General features: G+C 33.8%; 18 protein-coding genes and 1 pseudogene. 2 read left to right on the forward strand and 17 right to left on the reverse strand.

The genetic code is table 11. From position 1 onward, the window contains the following. Positions 1-6: 6 nt before the first annotated feature. A complete protein-coding gene (locus IGK91_RS06815) occupies positions 7-1,299 on the reverse strand; it encodes a PTS sugar transporter subunit IIC (RefSeq protein ID WP_010737665.1) in 1,293 nt (430 codons plus the stop codon). A 153-nt stretch (positions 1,300-1,452) separates the two neighbouring features. Between IGK91_RS06815 and IGK91_RS06820 the strand changes: the two genes are divergently transcribed. Together IGK91_RS06820 and IGK91_RS06825 are read left to right on the forward strand one after the other, a co-directional pair. Further along, on the forward strand, positions 1,453-2,502 hold the full coding sequence (locus IGK91_RS06820; RefSeq protein WP_081123462.1) for a helix-turn-helix domain-containing protein: 1,050 nt from the start codon (positions 1,453-1,455) through the stop codon (positions 2,500-2,502). Between the two features lie 93 nt (positions 2,503-2,595). Beyond that, positions 2,596-2,795 (forward strand): annotated as a pseudogene (locus IGK91_RS06825) (tyrosine-type recombinase/integrase); the annotation flags it as partial. Positions 2,796-3,087: 292 nt separating this feature from the next. On the opposite strand, the gene IGK91_RS06830 reads toward IGK91_RS06825, so the two are convergent. The 16 genes from IGK91_RS06830 to IGK91_RS06905 all read right to left on the reverse strand — a co-directional run bounded on the left by IGK91_RS06830 (position 3,088) and on the right by IGK91_RS06905 (position 19,544). Next, a complete protein-coding gene (locus tag IGK91_RS06830) occupies positions 3,088-4,236 on the reverse strand; it encodes a site-specific integrase (protein WP_181934280.1) in 1,149 nt (382 codons plus the stop codon). Then, complete coding sequence (locus IGK91_RS06835) at positions 4,236-4,427, reverse strand: DUF3173 domain-containing protein (protein WP_181934281.1); 192 nt, start codon at positions 4,425-4,427, stop codon at positions 4,236-4,238. The genes IGK91_RS06830 and IGK91_RS06835 overlap by 1 nt, the downstream gene beginning before the upstream one ends. Before the next feature lie 589 nt (positions 4,428-5,016). Then, a complete protein-coding gene (locus IGK91_RS06840; protein ID WP_181934282.1) occupies positions 5,017-5,757 on the reverse strand; it encodes an endonuclease/exonuclease/phosphatase family protein in 741 nt (246 codons plus the stop codon). Between the two features lie 154 nt (positions 5,758-5,911). Further along, positions 5,912-7,363 (reverse strand): hypothetical protein, encoded by a 1,452-nt coding sequence (locus IGK91_RS06845; protein ID WP_181934283.1) that lies wholly within the window; start codon positions 7,361-7,363, stop codon positions 5,912-5,914. A gap of 105 nt (positions 7,364-7,468) precedes the next feature. Beyond that, positions 7,469-7,834: a hypothetical protein gene (locus tag IGK91_RS06850; protein ID WP_181934284.1), complete on the reverse strand. Its 366-nt coding sequence runs from the start codon at positions 7,832-7,834 to the stop codon at positions 7,469-7,471. Positions 7,835-7,936: 102 nt separating this feature from the next. Continuing rightward, complete coding sequence (locus IGK91_RS06855) at positions 7,937-9,679, reverse strand: DUF2075 domain-containing protein (protein WP_181934285.1); 1,743 nt, start codon at positions 9,677-9,679, stop codon at positions 7,937-7,939. 52 nt (positions 9,680-9,731) lie between these two features. After that, positions 9,732-10,067 (reverse strand): nucleotide pyrophosphohydrolase, encoded by a 336-nt coding sequence (locus IGK91_RS06860; RefSeq protein WP_181934286.1) that lies wholly within the window; start codon positions 10,065-10,067, stop codon positions 9,732-9,734. A 12-nt stretch (positions 10,068-10,079) separates the two neighbouring features. Then, positions 10,080-11,924 carry a DNA/RNA helicase domain-containing protein gene (locus IGK91_RS06865; RefSeq protein WP_181934287.1) on the reverse strand — a complete coding sequence of 615 codons (1,845 nt, stop codon included), beginning with the start codon at positions 11,922-11,924 and terminating at the stop codon, positions 10,080-10,082. A gap of 1,895 nt (positions 11,925-13,819) precedes the next feature. Then, positions 13,820-14,011 (reverse strand): helix-turn-helix domain-containing protein, encoded by a 192-nt coding sequence (locus IGK91_RS06870; RefSeq protein ID WP_172843724.1) that lies wholly within the window; start codon positions 14,009-14,011, stop codon positions 13,820-13,822. An 82-nt stretch (positions 14,012-14,093) separates the two neighbouring features. After that, positions 14,094-14,501, reverse strand: a complete 408-nt coding sequence (locus tag IGK91_RS06875; protein WP_095803911.1) for a sigma-70 family RNA polymerase sigma factor — start codon at positions 14,499-14,501, stop codon at positions 14,094-14,096. Positions 14,502-14,553: 52 nt separating this feature from the next. Beyond that, the gene (locus tag IGK91_RS06880; protein WP_095803590.1) at positions 14,554-15,015 is read right to left on the reverse strand and encodes a hypothetical protein; all 462 of its coding nucleotides are present in this window, start codon (positions 15,013-15,015) and stop codon (positions 14,554-14,556) included. Between the two features lie 54 nt (positions 15,016-15,069). After that, the gene (locus IGK91_RS06885) at positions 15,070-15,834 is read right to left on the reverse strand and encodes an AP2 domain-containing protein (RefSeq protein ID WP_095803589.1); all 765 of its coding nucleotides are present in this window, start codon (positions 15,832-15,834) and stop codon (positions 15,070-15,072) included. A 69-nt stretch (positions 15,835-15,903) separates the two neighbouring features. Then, positions 15,904-18,030 (reverse strand): hypothetical protein, encoded by a 2,127-nt coding sequence (locus tag IGK91_RS06890; protein WP_181934288.1) that lies wholly within the window; start codon positions 18,028-18,030, stop codon positions 15,904-15,906. Then, positions 18,017-18,325: a hypothetical protein gene (locus IGK91_RS06895; RefSeq protein WP_181934289.1), complete on the reverse strand. Its 309-nt coding sequence runs from the start codon at positions 18,323-18,325 to the stop codon at positions 18,017-18,019. Before IGK91_RS06895 ends, IGK91_RS06890 begins: the two co-directional genes overlap by 14 nt. Before the next feature lie 8 nt (positions 18,326-18,333). After that, positions 18,334-18,984, reverse strand: coding sequence for a hypothetical protein (locus tag IGK91_RS06900; protein ID WP_181934290.1), 651 nt, complete (start codon positions 18,982-18,984; stop codon positions 18,334-18,336). Between the two features lie 41 nt (positions 18,985-19,025). Further along, positions 19,026-19,544 carry a hypothetical protein gene (locus IGK91_RS06905; protein ID WP_181934291.1) on the reverse strand — a complete coding sequence of 173 codons (519 nt, stop codon included), beginning with the start codon at positions 19,542-19,544 and terminating at the stop codon, positions 19,026-19,028. Positions 19,545-19,644: the final 100 nt, after the last annotated feature.

Below are 19,644 nucleotides of genomic sequence, written 5' to 3' on the forward strand. Positions count from 1 at the left end.
TAACAATTATTTATTTTTCATTTCTTCCTGTAGCTCTTTCATATCAGCGACTTTAACAAATGGGAACCAAATCAATGCCACAATTGCCGTGATAATAATGTAAATCAACAGGAATTGCCAGTTACCAATCAATGAAAACTTAACAAATCCTGGTGTTGTCCAAGGAATCGCTTCTGCCGTAGGATTATAGGGAATTGGCAAAATCGTACTCATTAAGCCCCAAGAAACAAAACCTGCAACAAGTGGGCTTAAAACTAATGGTAAGAAAAAGATTGGATTCATTACTGTCGGAATCCCAAAGTTTAGCGGCTCGGTAATATTAAAAATCGTTGGCAACGCACCTAACTTAAACATTTCTTTATAGCGAGCTGACTTAGAGAAGAATAAACAAATAACCAGACCAAGCGCATTTCCTGCAGCTCCACAAACACCATACACGAGAGAAGCCATGGCGAAAGGCAACGTGCTGCCATTGGTATAAGCATCGATATTAGCAGTCATCATTGTTAAGGTTACAGCTGAAAGTGGTCCAGATAACACAGCATTATGGATACCAAAGAACCACAAGAAAGCAATCAATACTTGAATAAAAATCATTGATACTGGATTAGCCATCAAACTATTCAACGGTGCACTAATCATTTCTGTAATAAAAGTAAAGATATCTCCAAAATCAGTAAACGAAAAAGCAATCCGAATGGCACATACAAATAAGAAAATCGTGGTCACAATAAACGTCGGTGCTAAGGAATCAGAAACCATTGGTGGCACTGATGCTGGTAATTTGATCGTAAAATTTTTCTTTGACAAGATAGAATACAATTTGGTAATTCCAATTGCAACGATCATTCCTACGAAAATACCTTGTCCTCCTAAATAATCAAATTTCACCGCGTTGACTGTTGATTCCACCCATTTTCCCCCATCGTTGACATGCGTAACAACTTGTTGAGGGATTAAAATAAAATATGAAGCGAGAGAAATTAGACCTGCATTTTGTGAATGGACACCTAAGCGATTCGCATATGCATACGCAATATTATAAACTGCAAACAAACCCATTAGACCAATAGAGGCATTACTAACAGCGGCTAGACCAGGTGCTAAGTTCATATCCTGTAACCATTTAAGCCAAGCAGGAATCGGGAAATTTGCCAAAATTAATATGAACGCAGAGCCAATCGTCGCTGGACTTGTTCGAATAAATCCTTCAGATAGTGCTCCTAAGATATTATTGTTTTGCATCTTTGCTGAAAGCGGCAACAAATTATTGTTTAAAAACGCTTCGAATTTTTTCATTACTCAATACTCCATTCTAATATGTTTAAATAAATGTTTTTTTGATCAAGTACTTTAATCATCCATAGTATAAACAATGATTATGAATAGATATACCAAAAAAGTGTTTCTCTTATTAAGAAAGTGTTTTATATTTTGAATGGAGGTGTTAGTATGTCGCCAATCCTTATTTCATTAATATCCATAACAGAAAAACTAGGCATTCCCGTCAGTGTGGTTGAAAAAACACTAAAAACAGAAGAAAATCAGCTTTCTGCTATTCAAATGTATAATATAAAACGAGAAATCTATGGAACTTTTTTATATAGTGACAGTTCATCGGAGACAGGTTATATGAAGATTACCTGTGGCCCATTACTCATGGCTGAGGTAAATTTTGGTTTAAAAGAAGCCGAGGATACCACACAAGAATTCAGACAAATCCTTACAAATCTATTTATATTAGCAAATCATCATTCACCAAAAAAAATCGACGATAAGCAATTAAATTTAGAAGAATTTTACCAATCACAAACATTCTCTTATAATACTTTTTACGATATTGAAGAATACTATAAGTTAGAGTTGCTGCTCTTTTCTCATGTAAAAGATCGCAATAAACTAGCTGCAATAAAAACACTTGAATTATTTATCAAATATTACTATAAGAGCCTTACAAGCGATCAACTCAAATGTTTTTATTGTGCGCTCATTACATTATTTACACGAGTGGAAGTTGAAAAAGGTGTGCCGGTAAGCAAAGTTTTTAATAGACAGTTTCAGTACTATGAATATTTACAGGAAATTCGTGATATCAATAAGTTTGAAACATTATCTAAGCAAGCCATTCATGACTTTTTAGCTCATCCAACCAATATTCCTAAAAAAACCTATAGCCCTGTTACCGTATGTGTTCTTAACTATGTAGAAAATCATCTGTATGAAGCTATTTCTTTAAAAGATATCTGTGATGTTTTAAATCGGGATTCAAAATACGTGGGAAGGTTATTTTATAAAGAAGTTGGGATGCATTTTAAAGATTTCATGCATTTGAAGAAAATTGAAAAGGCCAAGTACTTTTTATTATTTTCTAACAAATCCATCAATCAAATTGCCGAAGAACTATCGTTTAGCACCCAGAGCCATTTCTCAACCGTATTCAAAAAGATCGTAGGCATAACCCCATATAAATATCAGCGCAATCGTGTCTATTATTCTTATTGAGTAGTGATAATAGTAGTAATCGCTCAGTTCAAGGATTAGGGGAAGCATGAAACTGATCATTCAAAGTGTAGTGAAATGAAATACTAAATCTAGAATGCACTCCCCCTCTCATTCAACTTTCATTCTTTGCGGCATACTCACGCTACTCTTCTTGAAAATGGTGCTAAGATGAAGGAATTTCCTGAACGACTAGGGCATAGCAGAATTTCTATTACGATGGATACTCTCACATGCCGAATAAAATGCAAAATGAAACGGTCGACATTATGGAGAAGCTTAGAAAGAACTCTTGAGGTTTGCCACCCAAAAAACCACCGGTGGCAAATCCATGTAAACATGGTCTAATTTTTACACTATTTTCAAGCAAGCGCTGCTATTTCTTCGCATGTGGGAAAACCGTGGGAAAAACAGATAAAAAAGGTCTAGCCATTGAGCTAGACCTTTTGCTATTTCTTCGGTTCGTCCTCATCCATTTTCGATTCCGACAACTAGCCTCTAAAGCCCGGTATATCAACATCGAAAATTCAAAAATCGGCTAAAAACGGCTCGTGACAGTAATTTGACAGCAGTAAATCGCAAAAAAAATTACACTTCAAATTTGGTAAATTCATCTGCTAAAGTTTGATTGGTATCGGGATAAAGATGACCATACTTATCTAAAGTTGTCTTAACAGAAGAATGTCCTAAGTGCTTTGAAACAGCATAGATATTGTTATTATGTTCAATCAAGAATGCCACATGTGAATGCCGTAATCCATGTAAGTGAATCGGTTTGACACCAGCTACCTCAGCTAATTTTTTTACTCGACCTAAGAATGTCTTTGGAGATGGTGGTAAGCCATCAAATGTAAAAATAAATCCCAAGTCATCCCCAATCGTTTTTTGAGACTCTTTCCATTTCCTCAAGTCTTCTATCGTTTGCTTGTCTAAAGTAATCGTTCGGATGCTCGAAGCATTTTTAGTATCTGAGAAATCATAATCCGTTCTTGTTCGAATATAGAGTGATTTACTCACACTACAAGTTCCTTTGCGAAAATCAATATCTGGCCATTGTAGTGCAAAAAGTTCTTCACTTCTAAGTCCTGTCACGAATAAAAAGCGCATCATTCGTTTATAAAAGTCTTCTTGGAAATCACAGCGATAAGAACAATTGTATACTTTCTTGAATTCATCAACGGTCCAAAATGCCACAACCGATCGCTGTGTTCTGATTTTCCCGATAGTGTCTACCGGATTCTCATCAATGACTTCCAAAACTACCGCACGTTTAAAAATAATCCGTAACTTATTAAAGATCTGTTTAATATAATTGTTCGAAAGCGGACGTATTTTTCCTTCTTTATTCGTGACAGAACATTCTTGAACAAGAAATTGTTGAAACTCTTGAATATGAATCGGTCGAATCTTTTCCATTTGCATTTTTCCAAAATAGGCTAAAGCACGTTTTAAAGTCTTATCGGTTTTTACATAGGTTTTCTCAACCGTCCCAAGTTTATACCACGGAAAAAAATACTTCTTATAAAACTCACGAAAAGTAATCCCTTGTAAATAAATTTCTTGAGAATCAGAATAATTCTTTTTCAATTCCTCCATCGCATCTTTTGCTTCTTTTTGCGATTTAAATCCTCTTCTAGTGGGTTGAATTCTCTTTCCGAAACGATCATAACCCAAAGTTAATGAAAAATACCACGTTCCTCTCTTCTCGTCTTTGTACACATTTGCAACTCTTCTCATCAGTATTCATCCCCCCAAGAAATGTGTAAGACCTCTTCAATGACACTCACGGGTATCCTTTTAATCTTGCTATTGCGATAAAAAGAATACCCATTAGTGACCAGAAGAGCTTTGCATTCCCTGAAGATCTTGTCAGCGTAATACCGTGAAAATCCCAATTTGATAATATCTTGCCGAGTGGCTGTCTTCATTCTACCGCCTTCTCTTTCCTATGTCAGCGTCTCACGAAAAAACATAAGCTACAAATTATAAAAACATTTATTTATCTACCAGCTGCTCATGTCAAAGAGCACATAGGATTTCCACCTCTCCCCAGTGATGGCGAGCCAATTTGATTACGGAAGTATCATTATTACATTTGCAGATCATAGCTCGAATTCGACAATTCTTCTCTCAATTATTTATCGCTCCGGTTACTCATTACTCATCATGGCGAAATTGAGAAATGCTCCCTGCAAATGGAAAGTACTGATAGATTTTGTATTCAATTTTCAAAGGTCATTTTTCTTTACACTAATAAAGACAATTGAGAATGTAAAAAAGCAACTCTCTTTGAAAGAAAGTTGCTTTCTTTAGAAATTTAAGTTCATTGATGTTGATTGAAGATTGTTGATATTTCAATGGTATTAAAATGGAGATAGTTGCTCTATTAATAATGAAGCATCATAATTAGTTTTCTGGTCGTATTCAAGTTGCGTGGCGTACTTTTGATAGGAATTTTATTTTCAAAGTCGGCTTGTCTTATTTGAGTTTCAAAAAAATAACAAAAAAAATGATAAGCTAATTGTCATCTACATTTTTGAGTTGCAATTTAGAAAAAATCACAGCATGATCACTTAAACTTTCAAATTCGTTCCAAGAGTGTTCTATATATTTAATAGGCAGATTGGTAAAAATTCTATCAATTCTTGATTTTTGAGACGGGTTGGTTGTGTGTTCTCCTTTTTTAATTGCATTTCCATCAAGCCAAGCATCATATTGATTAGCAAGTATTTTTAGATGTGTGAAATCATACTGAGGAAAATCTACACCCTTAGAATCTGTATCACAATTTATATCCCCAGCTACGATAAAATTCGTTCTTTTTTTTACTTGTGAATCAATCCAATCAATCATTCTAGTAAAGATTTCAGGACAAAAATTAGAACCAAAACTAGCAGGATATATTCCAAGAACACTTAAGAACATATCATTTTTCAGGACAAAATCAACTTGCACCCCACGATGAATAAACCATTTTGCACTATAGTCTTCAAAAGAACAATCATTCTTGAGAGTATCTATTTTAATCCCTACTACACTTCCCAATGTTTTTTCTCTACTAGCTGGTAATCCAAAGATTTTATACTCTGGCAAATCAAACTCTTCAACTTCACAATCTTGTGAAACTTCAGTAATGAAAAAGAGTGTTGGAACTTTAGAAGCAATTCTTTCTTTTATACTCAAGTTATGTTTCTTCCTTTGATCAGCAATACGATAATAATTATTCATAGCATTTATTGCTAAAACAGTCACTTCCACAGATATCCACCCTTTCTAAAAAAGTACTTCAGAGTTATTTAAGTTTTCAGATATCCCCCATGGTTCCTAATTCTCATTTGTTTTCTTTCTTTTTAACCTGATCGTCTGACTTAGTTTCTTAATCTTTAGTAGAAGCTATTAGCTATCCATTTTATTAGCCAAGCATTATTTTTCTTGTAATTTCATTCAGAAAATTTTGTTGCGGAGCATTAGTTTGAGACACTTTCTTTCCCTCTAACATTTTAATAAAATCTTTATCCATAATTGGAATAATCAAACTTCTCATATCTGTATAAAAATCTTGACAACGTTTTATTATAGCTTCTTCATTTTCAGTTTTTCTAAATACCAAGAAACCAAATTGTCCATTGTTTACAGAAAAACGACCATTTAATTGATCAAATTCTGGATTTAATACTTCGCCTGTATAGTTTTTGCATTCAATAAATACATATGAACAAGGAATTTTTTTATTATTCGACAATGTATAAAAGAACCCCTCTTTGGATGCATTATCATATGTGATATCAATTCTTTTTCTACCATCGTGAAGAGGCTGCTCTTTTACTGGATTAATTAAGTCTGGATAAAACAGAAATGTCATTGTACCAATAATGAGGTTATGGTAATCATTGGCATCTTTTTTCCCAGAAGGTATAGTTTTAAATTTGCTAATTAAGCTATCAATTAATCCAATGTAAACTTCATCATAATGGTTTTCGATTAGTTCAGAATCATCGATTGATTTAACCTTATCTTTTGCTTGAACTTTAAAGTGATCATATATTTCTGGATGCTCCTTAGTAAACTTTTGCAAAAAAGCTTTTTTATCAAATCCATATTCCTCTTTTAAATCTTTCTTTGTAACGTATTTTTCTCCATTTTTTCTTTCCTTGACTAGACTTGAACCAATTCTTAGTTCTCTTTCTTTCAGGTAAAAGTAAACAGGGTTATTAGCATACACGTTATAATCATAGAAATAGTTCTCAATTTTACATACTATTGCTTTGGGAACCAAAATTACAGGCTTCCCCTCAATTACTAACATATCTTCATAACTATTATTCCAAGAGTGTAATTCCGTGTCCCAATAAATTCCAGACGGAGCATTGGTTAACGATATACCATGTAAGTACATTTGGTCTTTTGTATATTCAATTAAATGTTTTCTAATAACATTAATCGTCAAATCAGATAGTTTATCATGACCAATATTTGGGACAAATATTTTTATATCACTTGACGTATTGATTACACCGTCTTCTACTGCTTTACTTTCCATAATATAATTGAAAAGTTTGCTAGATTCATCTTTTCCTAATCCTTTACCATGTGTCCCCGATTTGGACAGTCCAAAACAAACTTCTTCAGGTTCATTAAATCTAAAATATTCTTTTGCCTTATTTTCTTCTCCTTTTTCCAAAAGATTCAAAACAAATTGAAAATAATTTTCCAATGTTCTATGAGCCTTTTTTGACCACTTGTCTTCTCTTATCGATAAAAAATACGGATCTAAAAATAAAGCTGTGTCATTATCCAAATCAATATCTACAAAATCCAATTCACTCTGATTACGTTCTAATTTCAATTTTTCACTTATCTTCAAAGATACCAACTCCATTTTAATTATCTAAACTTACTAGTTCTGTAGTTGATCAAAATAATAATTATTTACTTTATAGTTTCTATTATGAAAGCTTGATTATCTCATTTACACATATGTGCTAACTTTTTTCAACCAATCTCCACTAACAAAATATGGATTATCTTTATCGTTTTCTTTTTCAATCAAAATTACATCATCATGAGTTGCTGCTACAAAAAAAGATTCCCCTTCGGAATATTTAAGCCCACCATCTCCAACACCGGTCTCTGTAAAAATGAAAGTTGTTAGACTGGCTTCTTCTATTTTTGATACACTCTTTTTTTTAACCAATTTAACTACTTTCTTCCCCCCTGCTTCTACAGTTCTAATTATTGCGTAACCACCTGTAGCCACAAGTACTAATAAATTTTTTGGTCCACCAACTTTTTTTGCTAAAGTTGTCATTAATTGATACCAACCTAAATTTCCCATGTTGTTTCCCTCCGTCATAGATTTTGATTTTAGTCCTACCGATGCCTTGAATCACTTAATCAACAACTCTAATTTTGTTTAAAAATGATATATTATATCCTCTTATTCAATTTGAAGTGTATCTCTCATATATTTCTTAAATGATTCATTCTTCCAAAAACCTATTCGCACGCCATCAATACCCCTGGTTAGCAAAATATAATAGATGTTCAATACAAACAGTGTAAATTCATTTTCGTTTTCCGGATTAGCATCATTCTTTGAAAATTTACCATTTACATTGTGGAAATTATCGGGATTACCAAAAAGACGTCCTGACTCATCGACTTGTAGATCATTTCCAATCAGTACACCGACTTTATTCAAGTCAATTCCTTGAACAGCAAAAACCGATCCGATCTGGTCCTCTGCATCGGGATCTTTCGAATTAATCCAATTTTCTTGTGTAGAATTCCATCGTTTGTGAAGATTCCCTTCGTGCCAATGGGTAATCTCTGGATCCTTACCATCTGATTGTTTCCAAGGTTCAACCAATCCTCCCAAGACTCTATTAACATGATCACTATGATAATTTCTATCATCTTCTATCCAATCAAACAAATTAGCTAAAGGGTCATCTTCAAAAAATCCGAAATAAGCATCGATATCCCTATCGCAAAATACTGACCGGTCAAAATTAGGATTATAATTTGTTTCTGATAATAAGTCGGTATCTTTATATAGTAAGTATTTAATACCATTTATATAGTCATCTGAAGTATACGATTTACCTTCAGGAGCTTGAATTCGAAATTGTGTAGTAAGATATTTCTTTTCAAAATTTTCTGTAGCTCTACTAAACTGCTCTCGAGTCATATTCGCTGGTCGAATTGCTTGTAAAACATCGTACATCAGAATAAGTTGCTTACCAATTTTTTTCAGAGGCTCTAGGTGATTATCATCTGAGTTGAATCTACCTTTGTATACATTATTGAACGAAGCCATTTGTTTAGCATATTTTCGTGATAACTTATGAGACTCATCAACAACCACTATATCAAAGTCCTTATCCTGATTAATCAATTGAGTAGAGGTTGCTACAGTAAGATTTTTTCCATTCATGCCATACACTTTGAAAATTTCTTGAGCTGTCTTAATCCAATTTGGTTGTACAACTACAGCAATTGTTTTATCAGATTGCTCATCCAAAAATTTTGCAACCAAATGCGTCAACAGAACCGTTTTTCCCGTTCCAGCATCTCCATTGATTACAAAGTTCTTTTCTGGGTTTGCAAGTATTTCATTGATAAGATCCATTTGTTGTTGGGTCAATTCTTTTATTGGACTATATTTAACCAAAGCTTGATTTCTAAGTTCATCAATAGTAGGTGTTTTTACCCAACCTTTGCTATATAGCTCCTCCCAAAAAGGTAGAACAACTTCAGTAGCAATAGCCTCACGTTCTTTATAACTATTCGTGTCGTTCCCCTTAGTAAGATTGATTACTTCACTGGTTTCATACTCGACTAAATTTCTTCTTGATTTAGAATTATCAGCTAAAAAATAAGTGATAAGCTGGTTCTCAACATCATTTAAAGCAGAGCCATTGAACAATGCAGAAAAAAGTACGATAACTTGATCAAAGTTTGCATCGTTAAATTTTTCTTCAGCACCGTTATAATGTTGCTCATGTCTAGTTTTAAAATGTTTTGATTGACCAATGTACACTTTATTGGATTTCGTGCTTCTATAGATGTAAATAATATCCCCTTTTTCTAATTTTTCCTGTTGTACTTTCCTCAATTTGTCAAATCCAACAAGTTCTCTTCCATTCACCACTAACATGACATAGTCATATTTTGCCATACCAAAACCACCTTAAATATAATTCAAAATTTTCTTACCCTAAAGAGATAATTCAGAGCTCAGTATATTTCGTTTTTGATCCTTTACTCTTACTGATTGGATATTTCTGCTGATTTTTGATTAATTTTTCTTTTACTACTTGCTCGATGTCCAAATTTAAATTATCTGCCAACATAAAAGAATAAATTAAAATATCGGCTAACTCATCCTTTAGAGCAAGCAGATTCCCAGTTCCCTCTTCTGCTGTTTTCCATTGGAATAGCTCTAATAGTTCACTAGCTTCCAAAGAAATCGAAATAGCTAAATCCTTTTCATTATGAAATTGCCGCCAGTCTCTCTCATCACGAAATTTATTAATTAATTCGGTTAATTCTTGAATCTCTGACATAATTGAACCCACCTATCTTTTTATAACACTCATAACATGGTCTTCGGTATCCTTATCATTAAACCACAAGAAAATCCCTTTTCTTGCTCTTGTTAATAAGACATAGTATTGGTTTAAAAAAATCTCCAAAACTTCATCACATGCTGCATCAGAGTAATTATGTGAACTTAAAAAACGTTCAACCTGCTTAACAAAAGTTTGATCTTTAACTTTTGTAGGATCAAAAACCCACTTGCTAAGGCATTTATCCCACCGTAAATCATCATACCAAATGAACCCCGTGTAATCATAATCCAATCCTTGTGCTGTATAGACGGAACCAACCTGATTAAATGATGTTTCGTCAGCATCTTTATACCATTCATACTGATTCTTCATAGGGTTCCACTGCTTTTGAAAAATCGTTCCATCTTTATCCTGAATCTCAATATCATTACTAATGGTAAGATTATTTCTAGATTTCCAAGGCCAATCATATGGCGCAAACCATTTTGCAGTTTGACCTAAGTCTTTCATCTTTAATAATTGCTCGTCAATTGTTTTTAAGGAGTCTGATAACACAATTTCAAAGGTACTCTTGCTTGAAATTTCTTTAGTACAATCAAAAAATAAATTATGAATTCTATCTACATAATCCCCTTGATTTCCTGATCTCTTTTGAACTATCAAATTGAAAATAAATGGTTCAATTCCTAACTCATGTAGTGCCTTTCGATAATTTGAAACCGTCCCAGCTTCCTCTAATAAAACTCTTTGATGGTCATCCTGTAAAAATACTACAATTTTAGGTCTTCTGCTATGGCTAAATAAACGCCTAATGGTCTTATTGATATCAGTATCTCTATGGGCTTCATCAACTACAACTAACGAATAATCCTTTGAAGCAATACCGTCTAGATACGGAATGTGTTGCATCAATCCCGCTTCATTTTTGACTACTTCTCGTAACATTCTACTTTTAGCGAAAGTAAAAACCATATCATTGATTTTAAGACCATGTTGCTGAGCAAGAAAAAGTAAGTGAATACCTATAATTGTTTTTCCAGTGCCCGCAGCACCTCTTATAATAATTGCCGTATTTCTATGGGTTTGAGTGAATTCTTTAAATATCTGGCTTATTTGTGCTGAGATTTCAATTTGATCTGCCAACATAATCGCATTATCCTTTTGATTGAGAACACTCCGCAAACCGTTAAAGCCAACTTGCCCAATAATGTATTTTCCCTCAAGAAACTCTGTAGCGACTTGCTCTCCGTTTATTGTTACATCGAAATGTTTTTTTAGGTGATTAACTAAAAGTTGCTCTTCCCCTTTAACAAAAAAACCGACAGATAGTTTTTGATAGTCTTCATACATTTCAGAGAAAAAGGCATTTTTGTCTCCAATAAAATTATGTAAATATTGAATTGCATATAAATCGATTTTCTTATTGGCAACAATCTCATGATGGGCTTTTAGATCTCGTGTATAGTTCACTGTCTGATAAATTGGATGTACCCTATACTCAGTTCTATTTCCGATACAAACATTCATATTTGTTTTTTGTTTCTCGATATTAGGAGCAAGTTTTCCCCACTGTTTTAACTCAACAATAATTGCAGTAGGTTGCTGCTGACTAGAATAACCAAAGATAATAGCGTCAATTCTTCTATCTGCAGTTAGTGAATATTCAGCTGCTAGCCACAAATTGCCAAAACTTTGATCATTAAGAAGTTGAATCAGTAAGTATAAGGAATTTTTCCAGGATAATTGTTCTTGAATTGAATGATCAATATCGACTTGAAGCATGTTCTCTACTAAATCTTCACATGATAAACGTGCTAACTTTGATATTTCACCATTAAGCAAGCAACCCATCAAAACTGCTCCTCTCTAAAAATATATATACTTAATTATACGCTTCATATCGCTTTCAGAAAAGATTAACTCGATGGAATTATATTTACATATGATGGATTAAATAGGTAGAATGATACTCCTCTAAAATTCATAAAGTTTAATTTCATAATGAACAAATAAAAAAAGGACAAACAAAACGTTGACCTAGCAAAACCAACTTCGTTACTCCTTTTTTTAATTTATTATGACAAACACAAACTTGTCTTCCATACACTTGCGAAAAATGTTGTTAACTTTTTTATGAATTATCTACGTTTATCTTAAACAATCTATTATCTGCTGTATGTAGCCAACAGCGTTCCTACCAAAAAAATAGTTAGTATAATTAATATTGCTGGTAAAACTAGCTCCCAGTTTAATAGGAAGTCCTTAATTGTCACTCTTAATATTGAAAAGGTTATAAGAAAAAAATATCCCCCTGCAAGTTACCTCACCAAAAATGAAAACCAATATTTTAAAAATGTTTGATATAGAATATATGTTAAATACTGATGCAATATTTCAAGAACAGGCAACTCTAACCAGTAATCCATATAGGCTCATACTCTCCACTAAACACATACGAAGCTGCAATGTCTACTATAAAGTCAGTATTGCTAGCACCGCTTCTCCTATCTCTTGAAGTTATCCAATACTGATCTTTCCATTAATTGACATAAAAAATTTCTTTACAGGTTGTTCAATAAATCTACAACTAATCACAAGTAAAGCTCAGTGAAAAATAAAATGATTGATACTAAAACAAAGATATAAAGATTATTGCTCATTAAAATAGCGGCTATAACTAACCAGCTTATGAAGAAAAAAATTCGTTTGTTTTTATTCCATGATCCCCACTTTTTTCTATCAATACCTACAAATATGCATACTAAAATTGGAAATATGATAATTGTTACATTAGAAGCTGTCTCTAACATTTCTCCTTACCTTTCTCCTAAACAAAATCACTAAATATCTTTGTGAGAATTCCTAAAAGCAGATAAAACATTATTACTGTATCTCCAAAACTACGGAATACTACATATCTTTTATTTAATCACCAAAATCTCCCCAAACTATTAGCATCATCCTGTTGTTTTGAAAAATTTTTTTTGTAAATAGATAAGGCTCCAGCTAATACTTATTTTGAAGAATATAAAAAATTGTAGACGTAATTCCACAGCAAAAGGCCAAAAGATAATTTCTTTGAGACAATGCAATCAACATCAATAACACGAATATAAGCTGAAGTCTTTTGAATTTCAATTTACTATTTCTTTTATGCTCCATAGATATTTCCTCCAAATTTTCTTTTTCACTTTAAAATTCTATTCTTTACAAGTTAGTATTATCAATCGACTAAATAGCACTATAAATGAATGTAATAAAATTTATTATGCTAAATCCTAGCATTACTTATTTAGTTGTTTTTTTAATCACAACATAGCAAAACGTTACAAGTATCAAAACGGTTCCTATTATGACTATCACCATGTTTACAACATCCTTAGAAAAGGGCGTCAAAAGAGAATATACTACCAATAAAAATAACACACACAAAGCCAGCACAATATATTTTCGTTTCATTTTTACTCCCACCTCTGCAAAATGCAGCTGCTATCCTTATTTATGTCACAATAAACCTACTCTCTTCCGGAAGTTATATCGTCATTTTTTCCCGCGACTAAGCAACTCATTATAATTGCTCCCAGCATACATCCTATAAATAAACCTAATAAAAACAGAATCATAACCAAACCTCCTCTAAATTTTTTTAATATCATTCAAAATCAAAGAAAGGTAGGTTCATAGCTTTGTACCTACCTTTCGGAAACACTAACAAAAACTGACTACACGATTATCTTCAATAGTGATTATTCTGTAATATCAATTTTTTTAAGAGCTAAATATAATCTGATCATACACTCTTGATAGCAATCTTCATCAAAGTTCCCATTACGACAAGATTCTTTAACCAATAAGGGTTTAAAACTGTTAACAATTTGAGAAAAAGCCTCTTCATCATCCTTTTGAACAAGAATAACGAGTTCTGCCAATGACTTCATTTCACGCATCCTCCATTTTTTAGCACTCATTTTTCACAGCGAGTGCTTCAGGGAGGAGCACGAATCATATAGTTTTTTAAAATTAAGTAAGGAGATGTTTTCGAATTTTTCCTAGAATACGTTGGCGCTTTTTTGTTGCACCTTGCCTTGTCATCGACAGTTGAATGGAAATTTCATAGTCTGAATATCCAAAAATATATTTTTGAATCAGTAGAGATTGATCTTTATCAGATAGTTTTTGGAATTCAGTGGCTAAAGCACAATTAGAGAAATCTAGCGGAAAAATTTCAGATACTACCGTAACAGTTTCTTGTGGATACATAGCTTGCTCCTCGATAAAGTAATCTAGTGTCTTTTGTCCAGGAACAAATTCAGTATCTTTTAGTCTGCTATTTTTAGCAAAATAATTAATTGCCGTATTGTGAACTGTTTTTTGAATATAGCTAATAATTTGTGCATCATCATTTGCAAAATCAAAATTCTGATTCATCACTGTCACTTCTTCCTTTGAAAATTCGAAAGGAAAAAGATATACGGACAAATTAGGTTTTAAGTCTATATTGCCAATATCCTCTCATAGCACGTTCAACAGGGATTGATTCATCTCGATTAATTTTTGGAAGAATATTATTTACAAAATTGCGATAATCTGGAAAAATTTCATATGACTCCGTCCACTCGTGATAAATTTGTTTGGCGGATAATGGTTTTCCTGACTCTTTCAAAATTGATGCAATAATAAACCCGTAATCTTTGTAAGATCGATGATGGTTGTCGATTGCTTTTCGCTGAGTAAAGTAATCTTGGAGCTCCTTTTCATTTTCGAGATTCATCGGCTCCACGTCACGATGTATTGCTTTATCAGAACTTGTCGTGTCTTGATTATCTTCTAAATGAATCAAGTATTCTTTTAGATCAAAATACTGTTTTGAAAGCTCCCTTCTTTCCTCCATCAATAGTCTCAGTTGCTCGTACACTCGACATTTTTCATCACGAATATCCATATTCTTTCTTCCCCTTTCACTACTAAAAACAAAAAGGGAACACGAAACTGGACATTAAATCGAAAATTGTTTTAACAATGGCAAAAAATATTTGTCTTCGGCTTTTTTTCTCGCCAGCGCTGCTTCACTTAGATTGTCATACGTACCCAGATAGTGTCGCTTTCCACGGAAAGTAATATAAGCTACCCACATTCCCTTACACCGATAAACTCCTTTTACGCCACTAGTATTGTTTTTGGCCAATTTAGCTTTCAAACATTCGACAATTGTTCCTTTTACACAAGTTCTACTTTCAACTCTTTTCAAGCAACCACAACTTTTTGTGTGACCTGATGATAAGTTGCCATAGCTTACTTCACATAATCGACCGCAGCTACACTTACATCTCCATTTTGTTTTCCAATCTAACTTCTTATTTAATGGTTCAATGACAGTCAGGTTACCGAATACTTGCTTTTCAATATGAAACTGTTTTTCCTTAAGACATCCACAACTCCGGATTTCTCCTCGTTGCAATCGTTTTGCCGATGCCAGTATTTCATTGCCACACGAACATAGGCATTTCCATACAACGGTTCCTTCGCTACGTTCTTCTGTTGGAGCAAGGGCAACTAGTTCACCAAATTTTTTATTAGATAAATCCTTATATCTATGCCGATTTTTAACATTTCCACACCCGCAGCTTTTTGTTCGACCCGAGACTAAATTGGAATGATAAACAATTGTTTCTTGTCCACAATCACAAAGGCAGTGATACTTTTTATAACCATTTTGAATTAATTCATCTAAAATAATCAGATGACCATATCTTTTTTGCATAACCCATCGCCTCATTACTCACGAAATCTATGTACTGAGATAACCAGGGGACCACCCTAGTTATCTCTACTAAATCACTTCAAATTTGAAGGTCATTTGGATGTTACATTTTGTATTTTGATATTTTCCGTAATATGCTCCTTTAATTTGAAATCCACCAACTGCTTGAGAATTTAAAATCCCCAATTCTTGATTTGCAACTGATGGATGTAACTCAATCATCGGAAACTGAAATTCTTCCAATGAACTCAAACTTAATTTCACTTTTTCATCTTTCCCACTAGGTTCGATATCATTAGCTCGAATGACATCAATCGTTGAACTAGAATCCACTTGCATTTTGGCTAAAGATACTTTGAGCTTAGCAGTTGAATTATTTTTCACTTCGTAACTTGGTGATGATACCTTACCGTTTTGAACATCTGTTGATCCAAAAATTACTTTTTGCGGGATAGTAACATCAATCAAATCTTTGGCATCTAAAATATTAATCGTAATATCTTTCGTAAGATTGCCAAGTTGGATCGTAGCAGTATAGGAGCCAAACTGAGGCTTGACATCATGCTTAATCACTTTAATTTGCTGAGATATTTCATTTCCACTAGAAAGTTCCCACGCTTTAGATTGGCTTTCTTGTAAAATCCATTCTTCCATTTTTGAAGCAGGGACTTGGTTAGAATAGACAGTGAAATTTTGCGAACTCAAAACATATTGATCATCAAAGATACTATGGTGATCATGTACAAAAACAGGTACAGTCACTTCTGACTTATTCCCATTTTGATCGGATAATTCAACTTTTGCATCCGTCAAACCAATTTTAGATGTATCAGGTATTTTTATATACTTTGCTGTTATTTTTGAAATAGCATCGTTATCTTGCAAGTTTGTTACTACATCAAGTGGGTTGGCTGATATACTGCCGTTGACTGGGATCATTTGTAAAATACCATTCCCAGTAGGTGCAACATTGTCAGGATTAACAGTTAACTTTGCTTGTACTTTGGTAATATTTCCAGATGGATCACTTACTTCCAGATAAACATCTTGAATACCAACTTTCTTATTGTCCGGAGTTGGTTTTGACTTATCAAATGAAAACGAAAATGGTCCATTAATATCATTATCTGATACATGATCGATAAAATCAGCTTCCGTTACAGTACCTCCGTAGTCTATCGTTGCATCCTTACTTATGACTTTTGGAGGAGTTGTATCCTTCACAATCACTGTAGTACTCAAGCTTGCGGTATTTCCCAAGTTATCGATTAATTTAACACCAAAATTGTGACTACCTAATCCTAGACTATTTGAGTCCGAGTCTGGACGAATGGTAACGGGTTGTTTTCCATTATCCTTTGGCGGACTTACAAAGAAGTCATTAACATCTGATTTTTGGCCAAGTTCTAATTCTATTGGGTTGATTAATATCCCTGTTGGAGGTGTGGTGTCAATTACTGTAAATGGAACAGTAACCAGCATTGATTCATTATTATCGGAGAATCGAAACTTACCGGTTGTAACACCTAGTCGGGAATCAATAGGTCGCTCTTCCATACTCCAATTTACTGTTCCATCGTGTGATAAAACATCAACGTAGTTAAACGGATCATTAAATGTAGCATCAAATAAATTCAATTCAATCGTATTATTTTTCTTTGGAATCACATCTAGTGATCGTTTTGAAACATTTACCATAATCGATTTTGTTTGATGAAAGCTTCCAATTCGATCATTGACTTGGTACCAAATCCCGCCCACTTTTTCTTCTACATAAAATCGCCATTCAAGATCGTATTCAATATCAAGTTGAACAAGCCCTGTATTTCCTTTGCCTCGTGTCAAATTAATGGAATGATCTGTATACGTCGGAATTACCGTATTTGGATCAGAGCTAGTGATTTTTGTTATGACTCGTTTAGCAGGACCCGTAAAATTGTATTCATTCATTTCCCAATTCGTACAGTAAGTCTCAAAGTTTGTGGGATAATCATACGAAACGGATGCACCCTCTTTTTTTGGTATAAGAGCCTGTGTCAAAAAAGTATCAAGCTTATTCCACTCAGCCTCAGTAGCATCTTGTGCAACTCCTGCTGCGGTAGCTCCTGAATCACTTGCAAAGCTATATGTGGGAAATGACAAACTTCCAATAATGCAAACGAAAGCCATAATCAAAGAAATGCTACTTTTTTTCATAAGCGCCCCCCAATAGAAACCTCAGCTCTAAAGCGATAAGCATAAGAACCACTCCAATGAAGGAGAGAAATTTACTATTATCTCCTTCATTGCCTAATTGTGGTAATTTCTCCATCTTATCACTTTGGTTTTCATCAACTACATCAGAATGTTGGTCGTTTCCTTTGCCAATGATTCCCTCAATCGGAATATGATTAAACTGAATACTTGATGACTCAGCGAAGGCCTCGATTGGACAAATAAAAGTTAGAATGATTACTAACGATAGCAATATAAAACCATAGTATTTTTTCATATCAATTCCTATTGAACTTCAAACTTAAGAACTAAATCATATTGTGGATTTAAAGCATTCTTTTCAAAATTAAACCCTGTTGCTACCCCACCACTTAATTTAAATTCAAGCTTGTCTCCAGTTGGATTCAAAGTGCCAATTTCCGCCGGGAATTGAGCAGGATTTTGTGGGTCTGTCGTGTGCAAAGCAATGTCTTTGTTTGCAGTTTTATTGGTTAAATTCAAAGTCAACTTATCACTAATTTTCTCAGCATCCGTTTGACTCCCAGACCCTCCCGGTGTACCACTATCCTTAAAATCGTTAACAGAAATCTTCACTCCTTTTGAGGAAAGATTTTCAATTTCATAAAGTGGAGAAATAATCCCTGTACTTACATCAGTTTGACCAAATAAGATTTTTGTTGGAATTTTTACATCAACCCATGCAGGATCCGTTGGATCTGGATCTGGTTGAGTCGGGTCTGTTGGATCTGTTGGGTCAAATTCTTTAAATGTTCCTTCTGCCGGAATAGTAGCAGAATCTTGTTTTTTGACTTCCTGTGGTTGAGTATTCGGATCTGGTTGACCATCTTCATAGGCAAACGCAGCTGACGGGCCTAATAATGCTGCTCCTCCAAATGCGACTACACCGAAAAGTGCTACAAATTGGTTTTTTTTCATTTTTGTTCCTCCATTGTTTCTATTATTTATAACTAGATATTCTAGTTATTCACAGATAATTGCCCTACTACTAGGGTTTCTCCAACCTTTTTTTGTGCCTTATCGTTCTCATAATAGGTGACTAAATTTTGTGTTTTATAAACACCTTTTTTGATGGTAGTGCTTAATTTACCTTGGGATACATATTGTTTTGGCTTAATGAGACCTGAATCATAAACAACTTTATTCTCTCCATCAATTGTAGTCTGAACGCGTATGGCATATTGATTACTTGCCGGATTTAATATACTGACCTCGCCAACCTCTGATGAAGATTCAAAAACCATATCAGAATTCATTTTCAAACGTACTTCGCTTTTATCAGCCTTCGCTTGAAGAAGCTCTTCAAATTCTTTTTCGCTCATATCCTTAACAAACTCACCTGATTTCCCATCAGTTTCGCCGGCAACTACATTGGGAGCAGTTTGATGAGTTAAAAAATAGTAGTACACACTTCCCACTAACAGAGCTATCAACAAAATTAAAAAGATAACAATTCTTGATCGTTTTTTTCTTTCCATTCTCCTTACCTTCCATTGTTTTTCTTACTCTAATGTTGTTATAATAATTGTAGCTTGTCAGCTTACCTATGTTTCCAACAACGGTGATAACTATAGAACA

Origin of the sequence: Enterococcus sp. DIV1208, assembly GCF_050530455.1 — a bacterium.
GTDB classification, from domain to species: domain Bacteria; phylum Bacillota; class Bacilli; order Lactobacillales; family Enterococcaceae; genus Enterococcus_B; species Enterococcus_B hirae.